The organism is Pseudoalteromonas sp. NZS100_1, from assembly GCF_015864285.1.
Taxonomy (GTDB): domain Bacteria; phylum Pseudomonadota; class Gammaproteobacteria; order Enterobacterales; family Alteromonadaceae; genus Pseudoalteromonas; species Pseudoalteromonas arctica.
This window is the reverse complement of sequence record NZ_JADYXN010000028.1, coordinates 41,923-58,698: the sequence shown is the minus strand read 5'-3', so window position 1 is coordinate 58,698 and position 16,776 is coordinate 41,923. Positions and strand designations below refer to the sequence as shown.

The following is a 16,776-nucleotide window of genomic DNA, read 5'->3' as shown; positions in this document are numbered from 1 at the left end:
GCATGGGTGCATGGGTGCATGGGTGCATGGGTGCATGGGTGCATGGGTGCATGGGTGCATGGGTGCATGGGTGCATGGGTGCATGGGTGCATGGGTGCATGGGTGCATGGGTGCATGTGCCACCTACACACCCCTTCTCTAGGGGTTACTACTTAGAAAATAAATTGCGATAGTTCTTGCGCGTCTGCTAAAAAGTTAGCTACAATAGAGCCACTGAGTCAGATAACGCAACGCAAAGGAACCCGCACCATGACCCGCAACGAATTCACCGTCAACGAAGCCCTTGCAGCACAAGCCGCAGAGCGGGCCCGCTGGGCGGCCGCCCTGGCGCCTGCCGCAAAAGCCATCGGCCAGCGTCGCGCAGTGCGTAAAAGCCTGATCGCCCGCTTGCTGGGTTTGTAAACCGTCAACCGCAAATAGGAGAAAACACCATGAATGCAATCCAATCTAACGCGCAACGCTGGGTGAAACACGGCGCGTATGAAATTCGCTCGAATGCTGAATTGTGCATTCAAGCGGAATTGCGTAAGGCCGGTTTGATTCCAATGGGCGCTACGATTGTAGAGATTAATTTTCACGGCGAAGATTGCGTTTTTGTCGAAACGTCCAACGGCGGGGAATTCACTATTAACGTGAATACCGGTCACATTAACCAATGCTGAACATTTAGGAGAAAACCATGCAAGCTATCCGCACCAAATATCACGGCCCTACCGATACTAAAGGTTCGCGTATCAGCGCGCAATGCGAAGCCGGACGCATTTATGTGTCCTATGACCACGCGCTTAATATTTACGGTAACCATAAAGCCGCATGCGATGCGCTGGTGAAGAAACTGGGTTGGGATGCCGACCATTACGACGATATGGTCGGTGGTGAATTCGACGGCGCACATTACTGGGTTTTCGACGATAAGCGTTTGAAAGCCATTGATGCATGGGTGCAATTTACGCGCAAGGGTACACCTACTGGCAACCCATGGTCAAAGCCTGAATTCCGCGCGCTTGTCGAATGCGTGGCACGTTCGCAAGGGTTCTATGGCACTGCATTGGATTTTGTTGATAAGCGCGACGGGGAATAATCCATGAATGATTATCTTGCAGCAATCCTAACCGGCCTTCTTTTTAGTTTGCCGCTTCTGGTTGATTTTATTTTGAGGGGTTGATTTTATTTTGAGGGGTTGATTATGAAAACATACGCATCACACGGCGGGACGCTTTACCCGCTTGCAAAAACATATGCCGATAATGAAACTTTGCCAGAAAATCGAGAACTGATTTCATATTGTGCGGAATATGCAAACCCGACAGACAATTACGCACACGCTGCTACTTGCACACTATATCGTGTGCCAGGTGTTGGTTATATTGCAGCAGGTGTAAGACCGTACCGCCATCCTAACCAGCCTTCTTTTTAGTTTGCCGCTTTTAGTTGATTTTATTTTGAGGGGTTGATTATGAAACGCGCTATTTCCCTTGCCACGGCAAAAGCCCAGTATCAGCAACGCTACGCCATGGAGCATATCCCGGCATGGGCACGCAAACCCTGCAACGGTCAGTTCTACGCGCCGGGATATGTCTCGGATGCGGAGTGGTACGAAAACACCATTTTTCCGGGGGAGAAGGGTAAACCGCGCGACGACGACCATTGCGAAAGCCGCAACCAATCGTGGCCGCTGGGGCAGTGGTTGAAGCAACCCGCGCCACCTTATGCCGCGCCACACATGTGGGCAGCACACAAATAAAAACGCCAGCGAATAGCCCTTATGTACGGGGCTATTACCGGGCGTTTTTGCCCCCTGTTATTTATCAAGGAGTGAACTGATATGGCTGAAACCGAAGAATTTGAATTGCACGCCGCAAAGGCATTTTTTGCCAGTGCGTGGGCGGATGCTGCCGATGAGTCCGAAGATTCACCCATCGGCGCAGGTACTGAAATTTTTGATGTAATGCCCGATGAAATCGACCCCGCTGCAATGCACGCCGCGCGGACCCTGCGCATGGATATGGAACGCGAAAACGGTCTAAGCATCGGCGACTTGCTGGGGCTGATTGAGCGCGATGGTGACGGCGACCGACCCAACACAATCGACCACTTCGGTCACTATGCCGCAATGCAAGCCATGGGTCACGGTGTTGGACTTAACGATGCTTTCGGGCCTGATGTGTACGAAGCCATCAAGGTGCCTTATGTTGAGTTTGGCTCACACTCACTCAGCCGCGACTATTTCTAAGGGGATTGCAGCATGAAACAAAAACGCTATTTTGCCGTGCACGCCTTCGGGTTTCCCGGTCACCCCTTCCCAAAATTTTGGGATGCTTACCCCACTCTGCAGCATGCGCGCAACGCAGCACGGCAGGCTATCAAGGACGGATGGCGCGAATGTGAGATTCTGCGCGACAAACCCCGCGTGCCGGGCAATGTCGGCATTGAACGTGAGACCGTAGAAACTTTGAGGAGCGCATCGTGAAAAAAGCAGACTATGCCGCACTGGCGGCCGTACTCCAAGACCGCATAGCTGAAGCCCGCGCGCGCGGCTGGGTGCAAGCCGAGTCGGAACTTCGATTGGTGGCCTGCGAGCTGGCCCGCACGCTCAACGTCAACCGAGCAGAATTCCTGAAGGCGTGCGGTATCGAGCCATAGCCGCGCCGCCATCCAGCCACGTGCTACCGGACGCACGCTAAACACCGAGAGACCGTAGGCGGTCCCATGTTTTCGGACGTGGGACCGCCTACGGTTTTTTGCGCTTGCGCTTTTGTTTTTGGTGCTGGCGCGGATGGCCTGCGGTGGGCGCGGATGGCCTGCGGTGGGCGCGGATGGCCTGCGGTGGGCGCGGATGGCCTGCGGTGGGCGCGGATGGCCCATTAAAACAGGTGGTAGCGCTTAACTGGCAAGCGCTAGTAGCTATCAATTCGATAGCGCATCCACACAACCGGCGGCAGAAAAAATGCCGGGCCCGACCTACGCCCGAATTTTCTCGCCACCAGAAAAATACAAGACCAAGGACCTCTCCAGAAAAACGGCCCGCTCGATCACCACCTGGTCGCCACAAACCACCCCGGGGGTACTCCCAGCCTCCCGGTCAATTTTGAATTTGGACCCCCGCCCAGGGGTGCACCTCCCGATCATTTTCAAATCCGGCGCGCACCATGGCAAGCCGCGTGCCCAGGAAAAGAGACGCCCATCTCACTTCGGCGTCCGTTCGTCCCCCGGCCATCAACCGCCCATCGCCGGCCATCAACCGCCCATCGCCGACCCACAACCCTGCTGCGTCGCAACAAGGCACAGTCGAGTCTCGATCAACTTGATGACTTGAGAAAAATGTGTGACACGATCAACAACGAGATTGGGCGTTTGACGGCTTCTCTAAACTACCGCCATGTGGGCTCAACCACAGCGGTTGCGGTGCTGATCTACGTGACCACCTGCATGTTCACTCACTATGGGGAGGACCATGGGGTCGATCGGACACCCCTGCTGTCCGTCCAACAGCGCGCTGTGGGCGATTTTCTCGTTGGGCAAGGGGTTGGTAGCTCCGAGGGCGATGAGGCCCTTGTTGACCTCGCTAGGGCCAACGGCACTGTGGCCTATCTGGCGTCGTTGCCCGGGTGAGCTACGCGGGCGGCCATTGGGGTGGTACTGCTTGGTGGTGGGCAAATCGGGTTTTTGCTATAAAACAGATAGCTGTCGGCACTTGTTGGATAAGCGCTGGCCGTCTTTTACACCCTGGCGTTCAACGCTGCTCTTGGGGTCTTACCTTTGCTAAAAAACAGATAGCTACCAACGCTTTATGGATAAGCGCTAGACCCCGATTTCCCTGTATTTCTTGGAGTGGTCTGCTGGCGGTGCCGTAGAGACCTGTGCTCCGTGCACATCGGCACCCCTCTTTCTCATGCACAAAATCGCCCGCCCTTTTTCGTGGGCCAAATTGGGTGCAATTTTTCAAACGGACCCCTCTTTTGCTGGGCGCCTATGCGCTCTGTTTTTTCAGGAGCCCGGTTGGAGGGGGCCAATGTCCCTGGAGGTTTTCCCCGGCAGTTTTCACAGCAACACCTCGGCGCGCAGGCCCCGCCACCTGCACCAGTCCGGCCACCTCCAGCTCGCGCAGTATCTGCTGCACGCGGCGCTCGCTGATCCTGAGCATCCCGGCGATCTCGCGGGTGCCGAACCCCTTCTCGATGAACCGAGCCACGCTGCGCTTGCGCAGGTCGTCCTCATGGTCGCGCAGGCGGGGTACGGCCAGGTGCTCGCCCGGCCATGCCTCACACAGTCGCTTGGCGGCTGGCAGACCCAGCAGGCGGACCAGCAGGTGGCCTTCCTCGGCCACGATGGGCACGTAGAGGTTGCTGCCGTCACCGAACCAGGCCACGAGACGCAGTGTCGCGCTGAAGCCGATCACGGCGCTGATGTCATCGAGGGTGGTGTTTCGCAGTTCCATGGGGGTCTTTCCGTTTCAGTCAAACCGTGTGAACGGGATGTTGTGGCCCGACAGCAAACCTTGCAGGTAATTGATGTGAGCCCGCATCACCTTGTACGGGTGCGAGGTGCCGTTCGGATGCCCTACTGGTGCCATTTGCACATTCAGATCGGCCTGACCGAGATTGTTGAAGTGCTCAATCCAAACACGTTCATGGGCATTGCGTCGTTTCTGATCAAGCAGAATTGCCGAAGCTACTTCCTCCAAAAGACATGCTTTGATGTCCCATCCGGCCAGCACCATCTGTGCCATCCAAACCTGACACGGCCGGGCATTTTTAGGGGCGATGTTGTGGTGATGGGTGTAAAGCCTTTTCTCGATACGAACGCTTGACCCCACGTACCTAATCTCACCTGACAACGGGTCTAGCAATCCGTAAACACCCGAGGTGTACGGAAAACTCGCTCTGATCACACAGTGCAATTTGTCGTGTTCAAAAATCTGCATAAAACCAATCTGCAATTTGTCTACAAGTTTCTCCGTTAGTGACGCAAGTGACGCATTTAGGTGCTTTTTCCAAAACTCTCTTTACGCATAGGTGGAAAAAGTCAAAAAAGGGCAAAATGCGTCACTTGCGTCACTCTGTAGGGCTAAAACAGGTCCGCTGAACCCTTTATGCGTAACCCAGACCTCAAGCGCACGCCGCCTGACCCCCGGATTGGCGGAAATCTCGTGTCCAACCGACGCGATAGAGCGGTGCTACTTCGGATGTAATTGAGCAATCCGCGACCGCGAGCGAACATTTCCCACGAGTCCCACAGCTCTTTTGACGACACCGTGGCCGAAGGATCAAGGTCGCAGCACTCATCCAGCCACTCGGCCAAGAGGTCCATCTGCGACCGATAGGCGTCGCGGGCCGCGAGAACGCGCTTGGGCGGCACGAGGCCGTCCTTCTGATACCGCAGGGCTGCCTTGACGATCAGCGCAAGGATGCCGGCCATTTCCAGGGCGAGTTTTTCCTTCCGTTTTCCATCCTTGGGCACGTTCGGGTCGTTCTCAAAGTTGCGCTCGAACGGCAGCATGCCCATGCGGCGCCAGATGCCGTTGTCGTTGCCCTTGATGATCGGCTTGTGGTTCGTCGGCATGTAGACCACCCATGTCGGGGTCATCTCGACGCTGTGCTTGGCATGGATGCCCCGGGCAGTGATGGTGTCGCCCCCGGTCATGCTCTTGACCATACCCTCACGCAGCTCGCCGTTTTCATCCGGCTCATTGACATAGACGAAACGAGCCCCCCGCAATCGAACAAGGTCCTCTCGCGGGCCACCCCCGCCCCCCTTATTACCATCTGCCACAAACGAAGCGGCATCGGCCGAGCGGGCGTAGCTGCCGAACGCCTGGCGCACGGCGTTGAAGATGGTGCTCTTGCCGTTGGCCCCGTTGCCGAAGGCGATGAACATGATGTCCTCGATGGGGGTGCCCATGAGCGCGTACCCGAAGGTGCGCATCACGTACTCCACCATGTCCTCGTCGCCCGAGAACACCTCGGAGATGGTGCGCTCAAACACCGGCGCCTTGGCCCGAGGGTCGAAGTCGCAGGCCGCCACCAAGGTGATGCGCAGGTCTGGGTCCGGGGGCAGCAGCGCGCCCGTGCGCAAGTCCACCACGCCGTTGCGCACGCCCAGGTAGTGGCTGTGCTTGTCCAGCTCGGCAGCCGGCACGGCGACGCGCGGATCGCTGGACGCCAGCTTGACCATGTTGCTCACCATCCTGGCCTGCTGGCTCAGGGCGCAGAACTGGAAGAACTCGGCGCGTTCCTCGTGTTCCTCGACCTCGTTGACCAGGGCGCGGATGGTCTCTTTCGCCAGATGCTCGATTTCCACGTCCACCGCGCGGCGCCAGTAGACGCCGGTCCAGATGAACCACGTTCCGACCTCGGGCACGAACATCAGGCCGTCGCCGTAGCGGTCCAGCATGCGCTCGGCGTTGCCGAACTCGGTCAAGGGCCGCTTGGCCTGCACCGTGGCCGCCCGTGGTCCCACCAGCAGGGCGCGCGCCTGCGTGATGGGCATGTTGGTCTTGGTCAGGGCCTTGTAGCGCGCCTGGAAGGCGCCAATGATCTCCGTGCGCACCAGCGGGTCGTCAGGGATCAGCAGCTTCAGCTTCTCCAGCACCTCCTTTCCGCCCAACTTCAGGCTGTCGGTCTGCGACTGGATCAGTTCCTTGGCTTCGTCCAGCGCGGCGCGGCGCCCTTCGTGGTCCTTCTCGCGCTTGGCCTGCCCGCAGATTTTCAGCAACCAGCGCAGCGTGGTGGGCGCACCGCTGCCCCCGCCGAACGAGCGCCACTTGTAGTCGTACTGCTTGGGGTCGTCCTTGCTGGAGCGTGCTCCGTACTCCTTCCACAGCGCCAGCGCGTCGGACTCATGCTCGGTGCCTGCGAACTCGTGGTGCAGGGACATGCCGACGTGTGCCCAGTGGTCGTAGGAGTCGCCGTCGTTCTCCAGGTGCGACATCCAGCGCTCAACCTCGGCGAAGGACATGCCCACACGGGCCACCAAGCTCATCAGGTCATCGGCGTCGCTGGAGCTGCGCATGGCAGGCGACTCGGCCGAGCCCACCACCGTCACACCGGGGGTGGTGCGCACCAGGCGGCTCACCTCGGCCAGCAGCGCAGCGACATGCTTCTCGGTCACGACAGGCAGGTCAGAGGCGCGCAGCGACTCCAGCCCTCCCATCAGGTCCACCCACTGGTAGTCGCGGCCGGTGTCCGGGTGCTCGTGGTAGGCTACGAACTGCTGGCCCAGGCCCAGGATTTCCACCTGCTGGTGGTTGTCCTTGCCGGACGGCTTGGTGGGGTCCGTGGGGTCGAAGAACTGCACCGAGGCGCCCTTGGCCCAGCCGGCGCTGTCTGCGCGGTAGGCCAGCAGGATGCGCGGCGCGGCCCCCACACGCTCGGCCCCATCACCGAGGTTGCGGCGGCACCAGGCGATGAGCGCAGGGCCGATGACCGGGTGGCTCACGTCGATGTCCACGCCGACGATGGGGTGCGCCCCCTGGCCGCAGAGCACACCCACCCCGTGGTCAGGGTAGCGGGTCAGGTCCTCCATGCCGAGGCGGGCCTTTTGCCAGCCAGAGATTGCTGGGCGTTTTTCGCCCTTGCGGATGGGGACGATCAGGTAGCCGTTGGCGAGCAGCGCCCGGCCATGGTTGCGAAAATGGTCGGTCATCCTTGGGGGCTTTCGGCTTTCTTCTGCTTGCTCTGCTGGCGCAAGGCGATCTCACGAGCAAGCGCTGCGGTCATGGCGCCCAGTTGTTTTACAGTGTGTTTTGGCAGTACAACCAGCTTCGTTTCTTTGGGCGTCCCGGTCTGGAACGCACTGAGCATCCCCACGAAAGCCTCAGCCATGTTCGGGTCGATTGGTGCAAGAGTGGTTCGCCCATCGACCCTGATGAAGATTGCGACCTGTTCGATGTTCATGCCGCACCGCCCTTCAGCTTGGAGACGGTTTCACGCGCCTTCGTCCAGCGCTGGCCCGCGCGCACGTAGGCGTCGTGCATCTTTTCCAGCTTGCGCTCGGCCTCGGCAATGGCCTCATCGCGCGTGGCGAACAGGCCCCCCTGGTGCAGGAGCGACGGTTTGTCGCAGTTGAAGTATCCCTTGATGGAGCCAGGATAGACACCGCAGACAGACAACTGCTTCACGTTCAGCGAAGCGGTGACGTACCAGGCGGTACAGGGGAATTTGGTAGGAGAGAACAAGGCTGGCGACCTTTCTGCAAGGCGCCGCATGGTGGAGACCTGACGGAGCGCCAGCCTGTACCCCATCCGCAAAAATGGGGGTGTCAGGCCCCCACCGTGCGGCTCTGCGGGTGACGGGGAATTCTGGCTGGCGGCGTGCAGTATATCGCGTTTGCGCAAAAACACTAAACGTTTTGCGACACTCGACACTTCAGGATGCTGGTGTACACCGGGTCGATGAACTTCGCGCCCGTGTCGGCCCCGTGCCACCAGAGGTCACCGTCCATCTGCGGGATGCAGCCGCACAGCACGCTGCCGTCGGTCAGCATGATGTCCACCGTAGTGCCGAGACCGAAACCGCCGGGTTCTACCCAACCCTCGGCCGCCTCCCGCATCAACCACCCCCGCCATGCTGCCTCGATCTGCCGGACGCCGTACTGGCCGTTCGCTTCGCGCCAGAACAGGGCCTCCCGGCTGTTCGGATCACCCTCTTCCGGGTGCGACCAGCCTCGCGCCTTCAGCCCCTGGTAGTGGGCCCAGCAGGCGTCTTCGAACTGGGGGCGGGTGTCGGTGTTGGTCATGGCGCAACCTCGCACTCAGCGCACATCGAGCAGATGACCTCCAGCGTCAGCACCTGCGTGCCGTACTTCTCGTGCATGACCACCGAGGCATCGGCGATCCGCTTGGCGAGGTCAGCGCGGCACGAGCGGCGGCTGCAGATCGACAACTGGTAGAGGTACAGACGCGACGTGCCGGCGAGCCCCGCGAATTCGTCGCGCTTGTCGTCGGTCTCCAACTGGCGCAGGACGGCCAGCAGGGGTGTCTTCGGGGTGTTCTTGCGGGCCATTAGGAAGGGTCTTTCTGTGTTTGTGCACGATGGTTCCACTTCGCGCGGACGGCCGCCTTTTGGTCTTCGGTGACGTGGCCCGGCCAGTTGGACACGACAAAGCGCACACCGCAGGGGTTACAGCAGACCGAGAAGACGTCCACTGGGTCAGGGCCGAAACCACCGCCAGGGTTGTGGCCCAGCCGTTCGGAAGGCGCACCCCCGCAGAAGGGGCAGGGTGATAAAGTTATTTCGCACATGCGCAAATTCTAGCTTATTGCGCAATCGCTCACAACCACCCATCGGCCAACGCGAAAAAACTGTTGCGTACACCTAAACTCTGCGATAGTCTTACGTCACCCCAATGAGCCCCACGGAGGTGTGCTCATACCAACCCTTTCCCAACAGGCCGCTTACCCACCGGCCCCACGGGGATCACCGCACCGCTGCGCAGCGACACGCATTGGGCCACCTGCACATGGGCGACCCGCAACTCCACCCTGGACGAGTACCCCTAGCCGTAGGCCGCGCAGATGCTCGCGCTGTCCATGTGCACCTTCTCGACCACGGCGCCTTGGGCCGTGAACGCGATGAAAACGAAGACCCAGTTCACGCAACACCTCCAGTCCAGGGGTTCACCCCACCAACAAACACCGACTTTACCGGGTAGTCCATCGGCAGATCAACGGTACGCTCACCGTCCGAGAACGGACTGTACTTCGCCACGTACCCACGAGAGGCGCGAGGCTTCGGCGCGGGCCGAGGCGCGTTCTGCCCGGGGCCCAGCACCCACACGGCGGCGGGTGCCGACTTCTCCGTCGAGCGCTCCCATGCGGTGATGTGCGCCAGGTCATCCTTGTGCAAGGCCCACAGCGCGGCACGAGAACCGCCGTCGGCGATGTCACTACGCCGCTCGATCTCCGCGCACGAGCCCCGGCCGATGCGCTCCAAGGTGCTGACGACGGCTTTTCGCACGGCGCCTTTTGCCGCGATGGTCATTGGGCGCCCCCTTGCTTGCGGGCTGCGCGAGTCACCCAGCGGGGCTCCAGCGCGCTTCCGTTTAGTGCGTTCCACTGGCGATAGAACCCTTCGACTTGGTGTTTCAGCAGTGGGTTGTTGTCGTTGTCCGCTTGGGTTTCTGCTTCACCCAAAAGCACCCAGAATGAGTGCAGCACGTTGTCGCGCTCGGAAAACCACCGCGCCGCATCCTCCAGCACGCTGTCTGCCTTGTCCTTCTCCGCGCAGCGCGCAAGAATCATCGCCTGCAGTTCAGGGCTTCCAAAGCTGGACGGCTGGCTGTCTGCCGGGGGTGCTGGCTGGGGTGCGGCGGCGACAACGGCGCGTTGAACTGCCTTGCCGATGGCTGCTGCCCAATTCGTAGTGCCTCTGGTGCAACGACCTGACAGCGCTTCATCAGCCTGCATCACAACCTTCATCAGCGCGAGACTGTCCAGCGGCCCCGTTACTGCTCCAGCGGCTGGTGCCGTCACGCTGTCTGCCGGGGCACGGGATGCGCTCAGTGGCTTGAGGTATCCAGCGCGTGATTCGTGGAGCTTTTGCAGCGCCGCGTTGGGGTCGTCTGCATTTGCTGCGTTCCACCCAGCGGAAACACCGGCGAGGTATTGGCTATCGGCCATGGCGTCAGCAACCTCAGCTGGCACTGGCTGGCTGTTTGCCTGGGCGGCTGGGGTGGGCGCTGCGGCGAGTTGCTCCAAGACAGCCAACGTCGCCATTGCATCGATTGCACTCTCCTTTTTCGGCCAGCCATCATCGAAGAAATACTGGCTATTGATGCGGTGGTCGGCCATGGCGTTGAGGTATCGGCGCGCTTTCTCCACCGGATCCGCTGTGGAGCCGTCCGAGAACTTTATCGTCTCGACAGGCCCCGCAACTGCGCCAGCGGCTGGTGCCGCCAACTCGCCAGAATCCTCCGCGACGATCACCGCGCCGCGCAGCACGCGCCTCGCAGCGCGCATGCGGTCATCGGCAGGCTCGCCGATCAACTCGATGGCCTGCCGGATGGCTCGCACCGCCGCACTAAGCGTCGTGAAGTCGGTGGTGGCTGGTGCCGCCTGTGCCGTGGGGGCGGCCAGGGTAGCGTTGTGGGCCATCACGATTTCAGTGACCGCACCGGATTCGACATTCCGCCCAAGGTACGAGACAAGGCCACGGCCTTCCTTGTTCACGATGCTCCAGCCCTCGTAGCCATCTTTGCCGCCAGAGCCGTACCAGCGCTCAATCCACGCCCCTGCGGCTGGTGCCGCCTGTGCCGTGGCGGTTTCTGGGTAGGGCCAGTCCTTCAAATGCTCGACGGCTTCGGCCACCGTCTTGTCAATCGCACTGCCGGGTTGGTAGCCAATCTTCTCCTTTGCTCTCAAGAACAGGCCGATCATCGTGCTCAGTAGAGCGTGCGTCTTGGTGTTCGTCGCCCCGGCTGGTGCTTGCCCATTTGCCAATCGCAACACCGCTTCCACGATTTTTTCGGCGCCGATGGTGTCCCATGCCGTGGATTGCAGCCCTATGGCGTCTTCAACCTGTTCGACCGTGATGCGGGAGGCTGGTGCTTGCCCATGGTATGCGCGAATTGCCGCGCGCCACCCGTAAAGCACATAAGCGGCAGAGCCGCAGTCGTCGCTTGCGCTGCCAGAGCTGTCGCGTGCTTTGCGTGCTTTGCGTACTATGGCTCGCAGTTCATCTGGCGTGGGCTCAGGCAGCTCCGCATAGGCCCCGCCCTTTGGTGCTGCTGGTCTGTCGTGTTCTTCATTCGTCATGATCAATCTCTCCATTTTGTAAACGGCCGACCGGCTTTTTCCCAAGCGCAATCGACCGCAATTTCCAGTAACTCGTCGGCGGTGATCCCCTCCTGACGAGCGGCGATGCGGACAGCGCTCATGGCGTTCTGCTCGCAGTACGGTGAGCCAGGGCGGTGGGGATACCAGTAACCCCCGCAGTTGCAGACGCGGTGCCCGGTCTCACGCAGGTGCTTCGTGAACAGGTCGAACGACTTGCGTCGGGTTCGACATTCAGGGCAGCGTAGGATCAACGCCACACGTCCCCGTTTGCCCGAACAAACGCGACCGCGAGGTCTCCATCCCAACGTTTTTTGCGCATCAGACAGGTCAACAACCGAATGCGGACCTCTGTCACCCGTTCGATGGTGGCGACAACGGCGCGCACCGCAGCAGGTGGGTGTTCGGTCACACGGCGACACGCAGCCAAGCGTTCGTGCGTCGTGCTTTTCATTTGCAACCCCCGCAGAAGAACATCCGGTTGCGCCACACCCCGCCCGTCCGGTTGCGGTCGGTGAGGCACTTCACACAGAACGCCTTGGCGTAGTAGGTGCTGGTGGGTGGGATAGTCATGTGCCTTCCCCGTGAAGAAACTCGAAGTCACGCGCGTCCTTGAGTGCGGCCAACGCCTCCTTTGCCTCAGCGAACTCAGGGCTGCTTTTTCCGAAATCCCGCTTGGCCGACCGCTTTTCCACCTTGGCTTCACGAATGGCTTCATCAAATTCGTCCATCGTCATAACGTGTCCTCCAGGCTGACCATCGAACTCTCGGCCCGACGCCGCGCACGCATGCGCGCCATCGTCTCGGCGGCTGTCCACCGGCGCCCGGGGCGCGGCAGGTCGGGTTCGGTGCCCCACTGGAACACCGGCACGATGCGGCGACCCCGCACGTCGTCGTTCCATGCGCAGATGCGCACCACACCCAGCTCGCGCATCTGCTTGACCCAGCGGGCCACCGACTCTTTTGCCAGGCCGGAGACCAGCACCAGGTCGTCGTAGGTGTGCCCCTTGGCCTTCAGCGCGGTCTGCATGCGCAGGGTGATCTTGGCGTTGTTGCGGCGGGGGGCGGTCATGGGTAGGCCCTCGCAGTGCAGCCGAACGTGAGCTTGCTGCCAAACGTTCCGTGTTCGAACACCGTGGTCAGCTCGCCGTTGTTCTTCTTGCAGAACTCGTTGATAGCTTCCATGGCTTTGATCTTGTCCTCAGAGCAGCCGGCCAGTGCCAGGGCGAGCAGCAGGATAGTGGTGGTGCGGGCGGTCATGGGCGCAACACCTTGGCTTCGACGCAGCGCGTCCCCTTCCGCAGAGATTCATTTGAAAACGGGATGGATTTGCGCACATGCTCGCACTGCTCAACGGTGGGGAATCGTTCGACCACGGTCGCCTCATGTCCGTAGTACCCGCCAACGGTGATCAGGAGCCAGAGAGTTACCGTCTCCATCACACACCCTCCTTCTTCAAGAACGCCGTCAGCCGCTTGATGCGGTCGCCGTTGTACTCGGCGATGCGGCGGGCGTAGTCCGCGCTGGACTGAGCCGCCAGGAGTTGGCGCTGGGCTTCTTCCAGCTCGCGCTGGGCCAGTTCCTTGGGGGAGGGTTTGCGGAAAGGGTTTAGGAATTTCATGGGGTGCTTTCAGTTGGAACGGAGAGGTTTGTCTTTGGCGGCACGATCAGGCGAGCAGGTGTGCATAGTCTTTGAACAGGCGCGATTCCCAGTCGGTTTCGCCAAGGCATGCGCGCTGGATGAAGGCCCAGCTCGGCACGTCCTCGCGGTCGATTTCGCGGCACCAGATAGGCATACCGAGCACGCGGGTGACGCGCTCAAGCACCTGAAAACCGGTGCAGTCGCTGCGCGTCCACCGGCGCACGCGGTGGGTGGTGGCGATGATCTTCACGATCAGGCCGTCACACCGTTGATCCGAAGAAACTCGCGGCGCTCGGCGATGCTCTTGATGCCGGCGGCCTTGCGGAGCATCGCTGCTTTGCCCAAGTCTTCGCAGTAGCGGTGGGTTTGGCCGAGGACGATCCAGGTGTGCAGGGAGTCCTGCGCGTCGATCTCCAGCTTGATGGCGGCCATTTCGAGCCACTTGGTGCTGACGGTGAGTTTGCGGGTCATCTGGTGCTTTCGTTGGTTTGTCGTTACTGACAACTGAACTTTACCGACAAGTGTGAACAACGACAAGTTTTTTCGCAAAAGGTCACAAACTTTTGTCGGGTATTACGCAAACGCGAAATTTCGCATACACTTCAGTCCGCTCACCGAGCAACTTAAATTTTCAAACTGGAGCACTCATGAACATCGAAGACCGCCTGGAATCCATCGACACATCGCTGAAGACCCTTGTCACCATCCTGCAGAGCGCAGGCACCATCACCGCCGTGGCCGGCGCCCCTGAAGCCGCTGCTGCAGCGCCTACCGCAGAGACCAAGAAGCCCCGCACCAAGAAGACCGACGAGCCTGCCACCAAGGCCGACCTTGTGGACGGCGACCCCGAGGGCACGCGCTACTGGGTGAGCGAAGAAACACAGACCGCCTACGCCCAGAAGCCCGGCGACCCAGACCCCAAGGATCAGTCCTTCAAGATTGAGTCCTCGGCCCAGTACCTTGCCAAGAAGGCAGAGTTCGCAAAAAAGGCCCAAGACGCGGCTGCTGCAGCGGCGTCCCAAGCCAGTGCTACTTCCGCGCCTTCTGCAACAGCCCAACAGGACACTGCCTCGGCCGCGACTTCGGACGCTGACTGGGACACGGTGTTCCGCGCCATCAAGGAACTGTCCACGGCGCCCAGCGGCGGTCGTGAGGCGGTGCTTGGCGTGCTCAAGCACTTCGGCTGCGAGGGCAAGACCGTCCCCGCGCTGAAGGACCTGAACAAGAACGCCGAAATCTTGGCGCACGTGCAGGGCCTGCTGGCACCGGCTGCGGACGCTGATTTGGGCCTGTAAATCATGACCGCGTTCCTCTGGTGCGTCTTCGCGTACATGGGCATCGCGGTTGTGTTGGACCTCATCGTTGCAAACGAGAGCGGCGGCATGGACAAGGGCGACATTTTCGGCGTGCTGGTGCACGGCGCCCTGCTCGCTGGGGCAACTTACTTTTTGGCGGTGAACTGATGGACGAAATCTGGAAACCCATTGAGGGCTACCCACTTTATGAGGTTAGCAGCCTCGGGCGTGTCCGAAGTGTGGATCGCGTCGTGTTCAACAAGGGCAGTGGGCGGTCGTATCCTGTGTGCGGAAAAATACTTCGGTGCCGCCCCGATGCCGACGGCTATCGGCTCGTTACGATCTACGCCGGAGATTCCGTTGCGCACATGAAAGTGCACCGCCTCGTTGCTGCCGCTTTTCTTGGCGATAGCCAAGAAGCGACTGTGAATCACAAGAACGGAATTCGTCACGACAACGCGCTCGGCAACCTGGAGTGGATGACACATCTGGAAAACTTGGAGCACGCTCGTACTGTCCTCGGCACTCGGTCAGGCCAAAAGAACCCCATCGTTGGAACCCACGCGGTTACCGGCGACAAGATTGGTTTCTTGACGGTGGTGGCAGCTTGGCGCGCAGGCTTCAATCGCACCCGCATGCATTTAGCGTTGCGCGATGCTAGTCGTGTCTATCAAGGCTATAAGTGGGAGTACGCATGACATACCATGCCCGTCTTTCTCCGTCGAGCGCCGCAAGATGGACGAGCTGCACCGCGTCCGTGGGTGCCCAGGAGGGTGTCCCGAACGAGGGCAACGAGGCCGCGCGCCGGGGGACCGCCTGCCACCAGATGCTCGAAGAGATGCTGTTGGACCCGAGCATCGACCCGCAGAGCTATCTGGGGCGAAATCTGGTGTTCTTGGAAGGCCGCGAAGTCTGGGTGAACCCGGGTTGCGCGGGGCCGCTCTCGAAAGAGATCGTAACCATCGACCAAGAGCTGATCGACATCTCGACCACGGCTGTGAACTACGTGCGTGAGCGCGCAGCCCTCACCGGCGCCGAGATGCTTGTGGAGCGCGCCGTCCCCATCGGTCAGTTCACCGGCGAGGAAGGTGCCACCGGCCGCACGGACGTGACCTTGATCTACGGCACCACGGTGGAGGTCATCGACCTCAAGGGCGGCCGTGGCCGCGTGGATGCCTACGACGTGATCGTGCCTGCCACCACGGACATGATCACCGGCAAGCCCGTACCCGAAGTGGTGCGCGCCAACCTGCAGATGGCAGGCTATGCGCTGGGGACCATTGAGGAACTTGGCCTGCTCTACGACATCCGCGACGTGGTGATGACCATTGTGCAGCCTGCCATCGGCCACCTCAGCACCTACTCTTGCTCGATTGACGAGCTGCGTGAGGTCGAAGCGTTCCTGCGGCAGAAGGCCGAAGAGACGCGCACCAACCCGCAGTACGTGCCGTCGGCCGACGCATGCCACTTCTGCCGCGCCTCCGGCAATTGCAAGGCGCAGACGGAGATGGTGGTGAACCTCGCGCTCGAAGGCTTCGACACCGACGAGCCCAAGGTGCGCACCCCCGCCGAGATCGAGCTGGGCGAAGCCTACCGCCTCGTGCCGCTGGTCTCCACCTGGCTGAAGGCGGTGGGCGAGCGCGTGTACGAGGCGCTGCAGGCAGGCAAGCGCGTGGCTCGCGCCGACGGCGTGGCCTACAAGCTGGTCGAAGGCAAGAAGGGTGCACGCACCTGGACTGACGAGACCGAGGCCGAGGCCGCGCTGAAGAAGATGCGCCTGAAGACCGACCAGATGTATACCCAGTCGCTCATCTCGCCCACCACCGCCGAGAAGTTGGTGAAGGCGCCCAAGGCCAAGAAAGGTGAACCCACACTACCGCCTGTGCTCGGCCCCACTCAGTGGAACCGACTGCAGGCGCTCATCACACAGGACATTGGCAAGCCCAGCATCGTCCTAGAAACTGACCCGAGACCGACCATCGCCACCGCGCTGGACGGGTTCGGAGACGTACCGCCCGCTGACAACAGCGATCTTTTTTCCTGAAAACTGAAACTCTGAAAGCGCAGAC

General features: G+C 60.6%; 29 protein-coding genes. 13 read left to right on the top strand and 16 right to left on the bottom strand.

Going from position 1 to position 16,776, the window contains the following annotated elements:
* The first annotated feature begins 249 nt into the window (after positions 1-249).
* The 8 genes from I6F66_RS16605 (at position 250) to I6F66_RS16570 (ending at position 2,643) form a co-directional block, all read left to right on the top strand.
* Positions 250-402 (top strand): hypothetical protein, encoded by a 153-nt coding sequence (locus I6F66_RS16605; RefSeq protein WP_181870850.1) that lies wholly within the window; start codon positions 250-252, stop codon positions 400-402.
* 29 nt (positions 403-431) lie between these two features.
* Positions 432-662: a hypothetical protein gene (locus I6F66_RS16600; protein ID WP_114488788.1), complete on the top strand. Its 231-nt coding sequence runs from the start codon at positions 432-434 to the stop codon at positions 660-662.
* Between the two features lie 17 nt (positions 663-679).
* On the top strand, positions 680-1,081 hold the full coding sequence (locus I6F66_RS16595; RefSeq protein WP_114488787.1) for a hypothetical protein: 402 nt from the start codon (positions 680-682) through the stop codon (positions 1,079-1,081).
* Positions 1,082-1,186: 105 nt separating this feature from the next.
* A complete protein-coding gene (locus tag I6F66_RS16590) occupies positions 1,187-1,417 on the top strand; it encodes a hypothetical protein (protein WP_197162027.1) in 231 nt (76 codons plus the stop codon).
* Between the two features lie 39 nt (positions 1,418-1,456).
* Complete coding sequence (locus I6F66_RS16585; RefSeq protein WP_197162030.1) at positions 1,457-1,744, top strand: hypothetical protein; 288 nt, start codon at positions 1,457-1,459, stop codon at positions 1,742-1,744.
* An 81-nt stretch (positions 1,745-1,825) separates the two neighbouring features.
* Complete coding sequence (locus I6F66_RS16580; RefSeq protein ID WP_197162032.1) at positions 1,826-2,233, top strand: hypothetical protein; 408 nt, start codon at positions 1,826-1,828, stop codon at positions 2,231-2,233.
* Positions 2,234-2,245: 12 nt separating this feature from the next.
* On the top strand, positions 2,246-2,470 hold the full coding sequence (locus tag I6F66_RS16575; RefSeq protein ID WP_114488789.1) for a hypothetical protein: 225 nt from the start codon (positions 2,246-2,248) through the stop codon (positions 2,468-2,470).
* Positions 2,467-2,643, top strand: coding sequence for a hypothetical protein (locus tag I6F66_RS16570; protein ID WP_181870851.1), 177 nt, complete (start codon positions 2,467-2,469; stop codon positions 2,641-2,643). The genes I6F66_RS16575 and I6F66_RS16570 overlap by 4 nt, the downstream gene beginning before the upstream one ends.
* Positions 2,644-3,970: 1,327 nt before the next feature.
* Here the strand turns inward: I6F66_RS16570 and I6F66_RS16565 are convergent.
* From I6F66_RS16565 to I6F66_RS16520, 10 genes are all read right to left on the bottom strand, one after another.
* Positions 3,971-4,438, bottom strand: a complete 468-nt coding sequence (locus tag I6F66_RS16565) for a hypothetical protein (RefSeq protein WP_114488601.1) — start codon at positions 4,436-4,438, stop codon at positions 3,971-3,973.
* 15 nt (positions 4,439-4,453) lie between these two features.
* A complete protein-coding gene (locus I6F66_RS16560; RefSeq protein ID WP_147273793.1) occupies positions 4,454-4,924 on the bottom strand; it encodes a GIY-YIG nuclease family protein in 471 nt (156 codons plus the stop codon).
* Positions 4,925-5,067: 143 nt separating this feature from the next.
* Positions 5,068-7,644 (bottom strand): phage/plasmid primase, P4 family, encoded by a 2,577-nt coding sequence (locus I6F66_RS16555; RefSeq protein WP_114488603.1) that lies wholly within the window; start codon positions 7,642-7,644, stop codon positions 5,068-5,070.
* A complete protein-coding gene (locus I6F66_RS16550) occupies positions 7,641-7,895 on the bottom strand; it encodes a hypothetical protein (protein WP_114488604.1) in 255 nt (84 codons plus the stop codon). The genes I6F66_RS16555 and I6F66_RS16550 overlap by 4 nt, the downstream gene beginning before the upstream one ends.
* Positions 7,892-8,176 carry a hypothetical protein gene (locus I6F66_RS16545; RefSeq protein WP_147273794.1) on the bottom strand — a complete coding sequence of 95 codons (285 nt, stop codon included), beginning with the start codon at positions 8,174-8,176 and terminating at the stop codon, positions 7,892-7,894. The genes I6F66_RS16550 and I6F66_RS16545 overlap by 4 nt, the downstream gene beginning before the upstream one ends.
* Before the next feature lie 164 nt (positions 8,177-8,340).
* The gene (locus tag I6F66_RS16540) at positions 8,341-8,736 is read right to left on the bottom strand and encodes a hypothetical protein (RefSeq protein WP_114488606.1); all 396 of its coding nucleotides are present in this window, start codon (positions 8,734-8,736) and stop codon (positions 8,341-8,343) included.
* Positions 8,733-9,002 carry a hypothetical protein gene (locus I6F66_RS16535; RefSeq protein ID WP_114488607.1) on the bottom strand — a complete coding sequence of 90 codons (270 nt, stop codon included), beginning with the start codon at positions 9,000-9,002 and terminating at the stop codon, positions 8,733-8,735. Before I6F66_RS16535 ends, I6F66_RS16540 begins: the two co-directional genes overlap by 4 nt.
* The gene (locus I6F66_RS22835; RefSeq protein ID WP_114488608.1) at positions 9,002-9,241 is read right to left on the bottom strand and encodes a Lar family restriction alleviation protein; all 240 of its coding nucleotides are present in this window, start codon (positions 9,239-9,241) and stop codon (positions 9,002-9,004) included. Before I6F66_RS22835 ends, I6F66_RS16535 begins: the two co-directional genes overlap by 1 nt.
* A gap of 349 nt (positions 9,242-9,590) precedes the next feature.
* Positions 9,591-9,980 (bottom strand): hypothetical protein, encoded by a 390-nt coding sequence (locus I6F66_RS16525; RefSeq protein WP_114488609.1) that lies wholly within the window; start codon positions 9,978-9,980, stop codon positions 9,591-9,593.
* Entirely contained in the window at positions 9,977-11,752 is a 1,776-nt protein-coding gene (locus I6F66_RS16520) for a hypothetical protein (RefSeq protein WP_114488610.1), read from the bottom strand. Before I6F66_RS16520 ends, I6F66_RS16525 begins: the two co-directional genes overlap by 4 nt.
* A 414-nt stretch (positions 11,753-12,166) precedes the next feature.
* Here I6F66_RS16520 and I6F66_RS16515 point away from each other — a divergent pair, with 414 nt between their 5' ends.
* On the top strand, positions 12,167-12,358 hold the full coding sequence (locus tag I6F66_RS16515) for a hypothetical protein (protein ID WP_197099293.1): 192 nt from the start codon (positions 12,167-12,169) through the stop codon (positions 12,356-12,358).
* Here the strand turns inward: I6F66_RS16515 and I6F66_RS16510 are convergent.
* The 6 genes from I6F66_RS16510 to I6F66_RS16485 form a co-directional block, all read right to left on the bottom strand.
* Positions 12,340-12,507 (bottom strand): hypothetical protein, encoded by a 168-nt coding sequence (locus I6F66_RS16510; RefSeq protein WP_181870836.1) that lies wholly within the window; start codon positions 12,505-12,507, stop codon positions 12,340-12,342. The genes I6F66_RS16515 and I6F66_RS16510 overlap by 19 nt on opposite strands.
* Positions 12,504-12,842, bottom strand: coding sequence for a hypothetical protein (locus I6F66_RS16505; RefSeq protein ID WP_197099292.1), 339 nt, complete (start codon positions 12,840-12,842; stop codon positions 12,504-12,506). The genes I6F66_RS16510 and I6F66_RS16505 overlap by 4 nt, the downstream gene beginning before the upstream one ends.
* The gene (locus I6F66_RS16500; RefSeq protein ID WP_114488346.1) at positions 12,839-13,030 is read right to left on the bottom strand and encodes a hypothetical protein; all 192 of its coding nucleotides are present in this window, start codon (positions 13,028-13,030) and stop codon (positions 12,839-12,841) included. Before I6F66_RS16500 ends, I6F66_RS16505 begins: the two co-directional genes overlap by 4 nt.
* 178 nt (positions 13,031-13,208) lie before the next feature.
* Complete coding sequence (locus I6F66_RS16495; RefSeq protein ID WP_114488344.1) at positions 13,209-13,391, bottom strand: hypothetical protein; 183 nt, start codon at positions 13,389-13,391, stop codon at positions 13,209-13,211.
* Between the two features lie 46 nt (positions 13,392-13,437).
* Positions 13,438-13,662, bottom strand: coding sequence for a hypothetical protein (locus tag I6F66_RS16490; RefSeq protein ID WP_114488343.1), 225 nt, complete (start codon positions 13,660-13,662; stop codon positions 13,438-13,440).
* 2 nt (positions 13,663-13,664) lie between these two features.
* Positions 13,665-13,883 (bottom strand): hypothetical protein, encoded by a 219-nt coding sequence (locus tag I6F66_RS16485; protein WP_114488342.1) that lies wholly within the window; start codon positions 13,881-13,883, stop codon positions 13,665-13,667.
* A gap of 176 nt (positions 13,884-14,059) precedes the next feature.
* Here I6F66_RS16485 and I6F66_RS16480 point away from each other — a divergent pair, with 176 nt between their 5' ends.
* From I6F66_RS16480 to I6F66_RS16465, 4 genes are read left to right on the top strand one after another with little or no spacing between them, the layout of a single operon-like run.
* Positions 14,060-14,707: a hypothetical protein gene (locus tag I6F66_RS16480; RefSeq protein ID WP_114488341.1), complete on the top strand. Its 648-nt coding sequence runs from the start codon at positions 14,060-14,062 to the stop codon at positions 14,705-14,707.
* A gap of 3 nt (positions 14,708-14,710) precedes the next feature.
* Complete coding sequence (locus I6F66_RS16475) at positions 14,711-14,875, top strand: hypothetical protein (RefSeq protein ID WP_181870818.1); 165 nt, start codon at positions 14,711-14,713, stop codon at positions 14,873-14,875.
* Positions 14,875-15,405 carry an NUMOD4 domain-containing protein gene (locus I6F66_RS16470; RefSeq protein WP_114488340.1) on the top strand — a complete coding sequence of 177 codons (531 nt, stop codon included), beginning with the start codon at positions 14,875-14,877 and terminating at the stop codon, positions 15,403-15,405. The genes I6F66_RS16475 and I6F66_RS16470 overlap by 1 nt, the downstream gene beginning before the upstream one ends.
* On the top strand, positions 15,402-16,751 hold the full coding sequence (locus I6F66_RS16465) for a DUF2800 domain-containing protein (RefSeq protein WP_114488339.1): 1,350 nt from the start codon (positions 15,402-15,404) through the stop codon (positions 16,749-16,751). Before I6F66_RS16470 ends, I6F66_RS16465 begins: the two co-directional genes overlap by 4 nt.
* Positions 16,752-16,776 lie beyond the last annotated feature (25 nt).

What these genes read in the sequence shown, in the direction of transcription:
- I6F66_RS16605 (WP_181870850.1), top strand. Translation starts at nt 250, where the DNA reads ATGACCCGCAACGAATTCACCGTCAACGAAGCCCTTGCAGCACAAGCC.
- I6F66_RS16600 (WP_114488788.1), top strand. Translation starts at nt 432, where the DNA reads ATGAATGCAATCCAATCTAACGCGCAACGCTGGGTGAAACACGGCGCG.
- I6F66_RS16595 (WP_114488787.1), top strand. Translation starts at nt 680, where the DNA reads ATGCAAGCTATCCGCACCAAATATCACGGCCCTACCGATACTAAAGGT.
- I6F66_RS16590 (WP_197162027.1), top strand. Translation starts at nt 1,187, where the DNA reads ATGAAAACATACGCATCACACGGCGGGACGCTTTACCCGCTTGCAAAA.
- I6F66_RS16585 (WP_197162030.1), top strand. Translation starts at nt 1,457, where the DNA reads ATGAAACGCGCTATTTCCCTTGCCACGGCAAAAGCCCAGTATCAGCAA.
- I6F66_RS16580 (WP_197162032.1), top strand. Translation starts at nt 1,826, where the DNA reads ATGGCTGAAACCGAAGAATTTGAATTGCACGCCGCAAAGGCATTTTTT.
- I6F66_RS16575 (WP_114488789.1), top strand. Translation starts at nt 2,246, where the DNA reads ATGAAACAAAAACGCTATTTTGCCGTGCACGCCTTCGGGTTTCCCGGT.
- I6F66_RS16565 (WP_114488601.1), bottom strand. Translation starts at nt 4,438, where the DNA reads ATGGAACTGCGAAACACCACCCTCGATGACATCAGCGCCGTGATCGGC.
- I6F66_RS16560 (WP_147273793.1), bottom strand. Translation starts at nt 4,924, where the DNA reads ATGCAGATTTTTGAACACGACAAATTGCACTGTGTGATCAGAGCGAGT.
- I6F66_RS16555 (WP_114488603.1), bottom strand. Translation starts at nt 7,644, where the DNA reads ATGACCGACCATTTTCGCAACCATGGCCGGGCGCTGCTCGCCAACGGC.
- I6F66_RS16550 (WP_114488604.1), bottom strand. Translation starts at nt 7,895, where the DNA reads ATGAACATCGAACAGGTCGCAATCTTCATCAGGGTCGATGGGCGAACC.
- I6F66_RS16540 (WP_114488606.1), bottom strand. Translation starts at nt 8,736, where the DNA reads ATGACCAACACCGACACCCGCCCCCAGTTCGAAGACGCCTGCTGGGCC.
- I6F66_RS16535 (WP_114488607.1), bottom strand. Translation starts at nt 9,002, where the DNA reads ATGGCCCGCAAGAACACCCCGAAGACACCCCTGCTGGCCGTCCTGCGC.
- I6F66_RS22835 (WP_114488608.1), bottom strand. Translation starts at nt 9,241, where the DNA reads ATGTGCGAAATAACTTTATCACCCTGCCCCTTCTGCGGGGGTGCGCCT.
- I6F66_RS16525 (WP_114488609.1), bottom strand. Translation starts at nt 9,980, where the DNA reads ATGACCATCGCGGCAAAAGGCGCCGTGCGAAAAGCCGTCGTCAGCACC.
- I6F66_RS16520 (WP_114488610.1), bottom strand. Translation starts at nt 11,752, where the DNA reads ATGACGAATGAAGAACACGACAGACCAGCAGCACCAAAGGGCGGGGCC.
- I6F66_RS16510 (WP_181870836.1), bottom strand. Translation starts at nt 12,507, where the DNA reads ATGACGATGGACGAATTTGATGAAGCCATTCGTGAAGCCAAGGTGGAA.
- I6F66_RS16505 (WP_197099292.1), bottom strand. Translation starts at nt 12,842, where the DNA reads ATGACCGCCCCCCGCCGCAACAACGCCAAGATCACCCTGCGCATGCAG.
- I6F66_RS16500 (WP_114488346.1), bottom strand. Translation starts at nt 13,030, where the DNA reads ATGACCGCCCGCACCACCACTATCCTGCTGCTCGCCCTGGCACTGGCC.
- I6F66_RS16495 (WP_114488344.1), bottom strand. Translation starts at nt 13,391, where the DNA reads ATGAAATTCCTAAACCCTTTCCGCAAACCCTCCCCCAAGGAACTGGCC.
- I6F66_RS16485 (WP_114488342.1), bottom strand. Translation starts at nt 13,883, where the DNA reads ATGACCCGCAAACTCACCGTCAGCACCAAGTGGCTCGAAATGGCCGCC.
- I6F66_RS16480 (WP_114488341.1), top strand. Translation starts at nt 14,060, where the DNA reads ATGAACATCGAAGACCGCCTGGAATCCATCGACACATCGCTGAAGACC.
- I6F66_RS16475 (WP_181870818.1), top strand. Translation starts at nt 14,711, where the DNA reads ATGACCGCGTTCCTCTGGTGCGTCTTCGCGTACATGGGCATCGCGGTT.
- I6F66_RS16470 (WP_114488340.1), top strand. Translation starts at nt 14,875, where the DNA reads ATGGACGAAATCTGGAAACCCATTGAGGGCTACCCACTTTATGAGGTT.
- I6F66_RS16465 (WP_114488339.1), top strand. Translation starts at nt 15,402, where the DNA reads ATGACATACCATGCCCGTCTTTCTCCGTCGAGCGCCGCAAGATGGACG.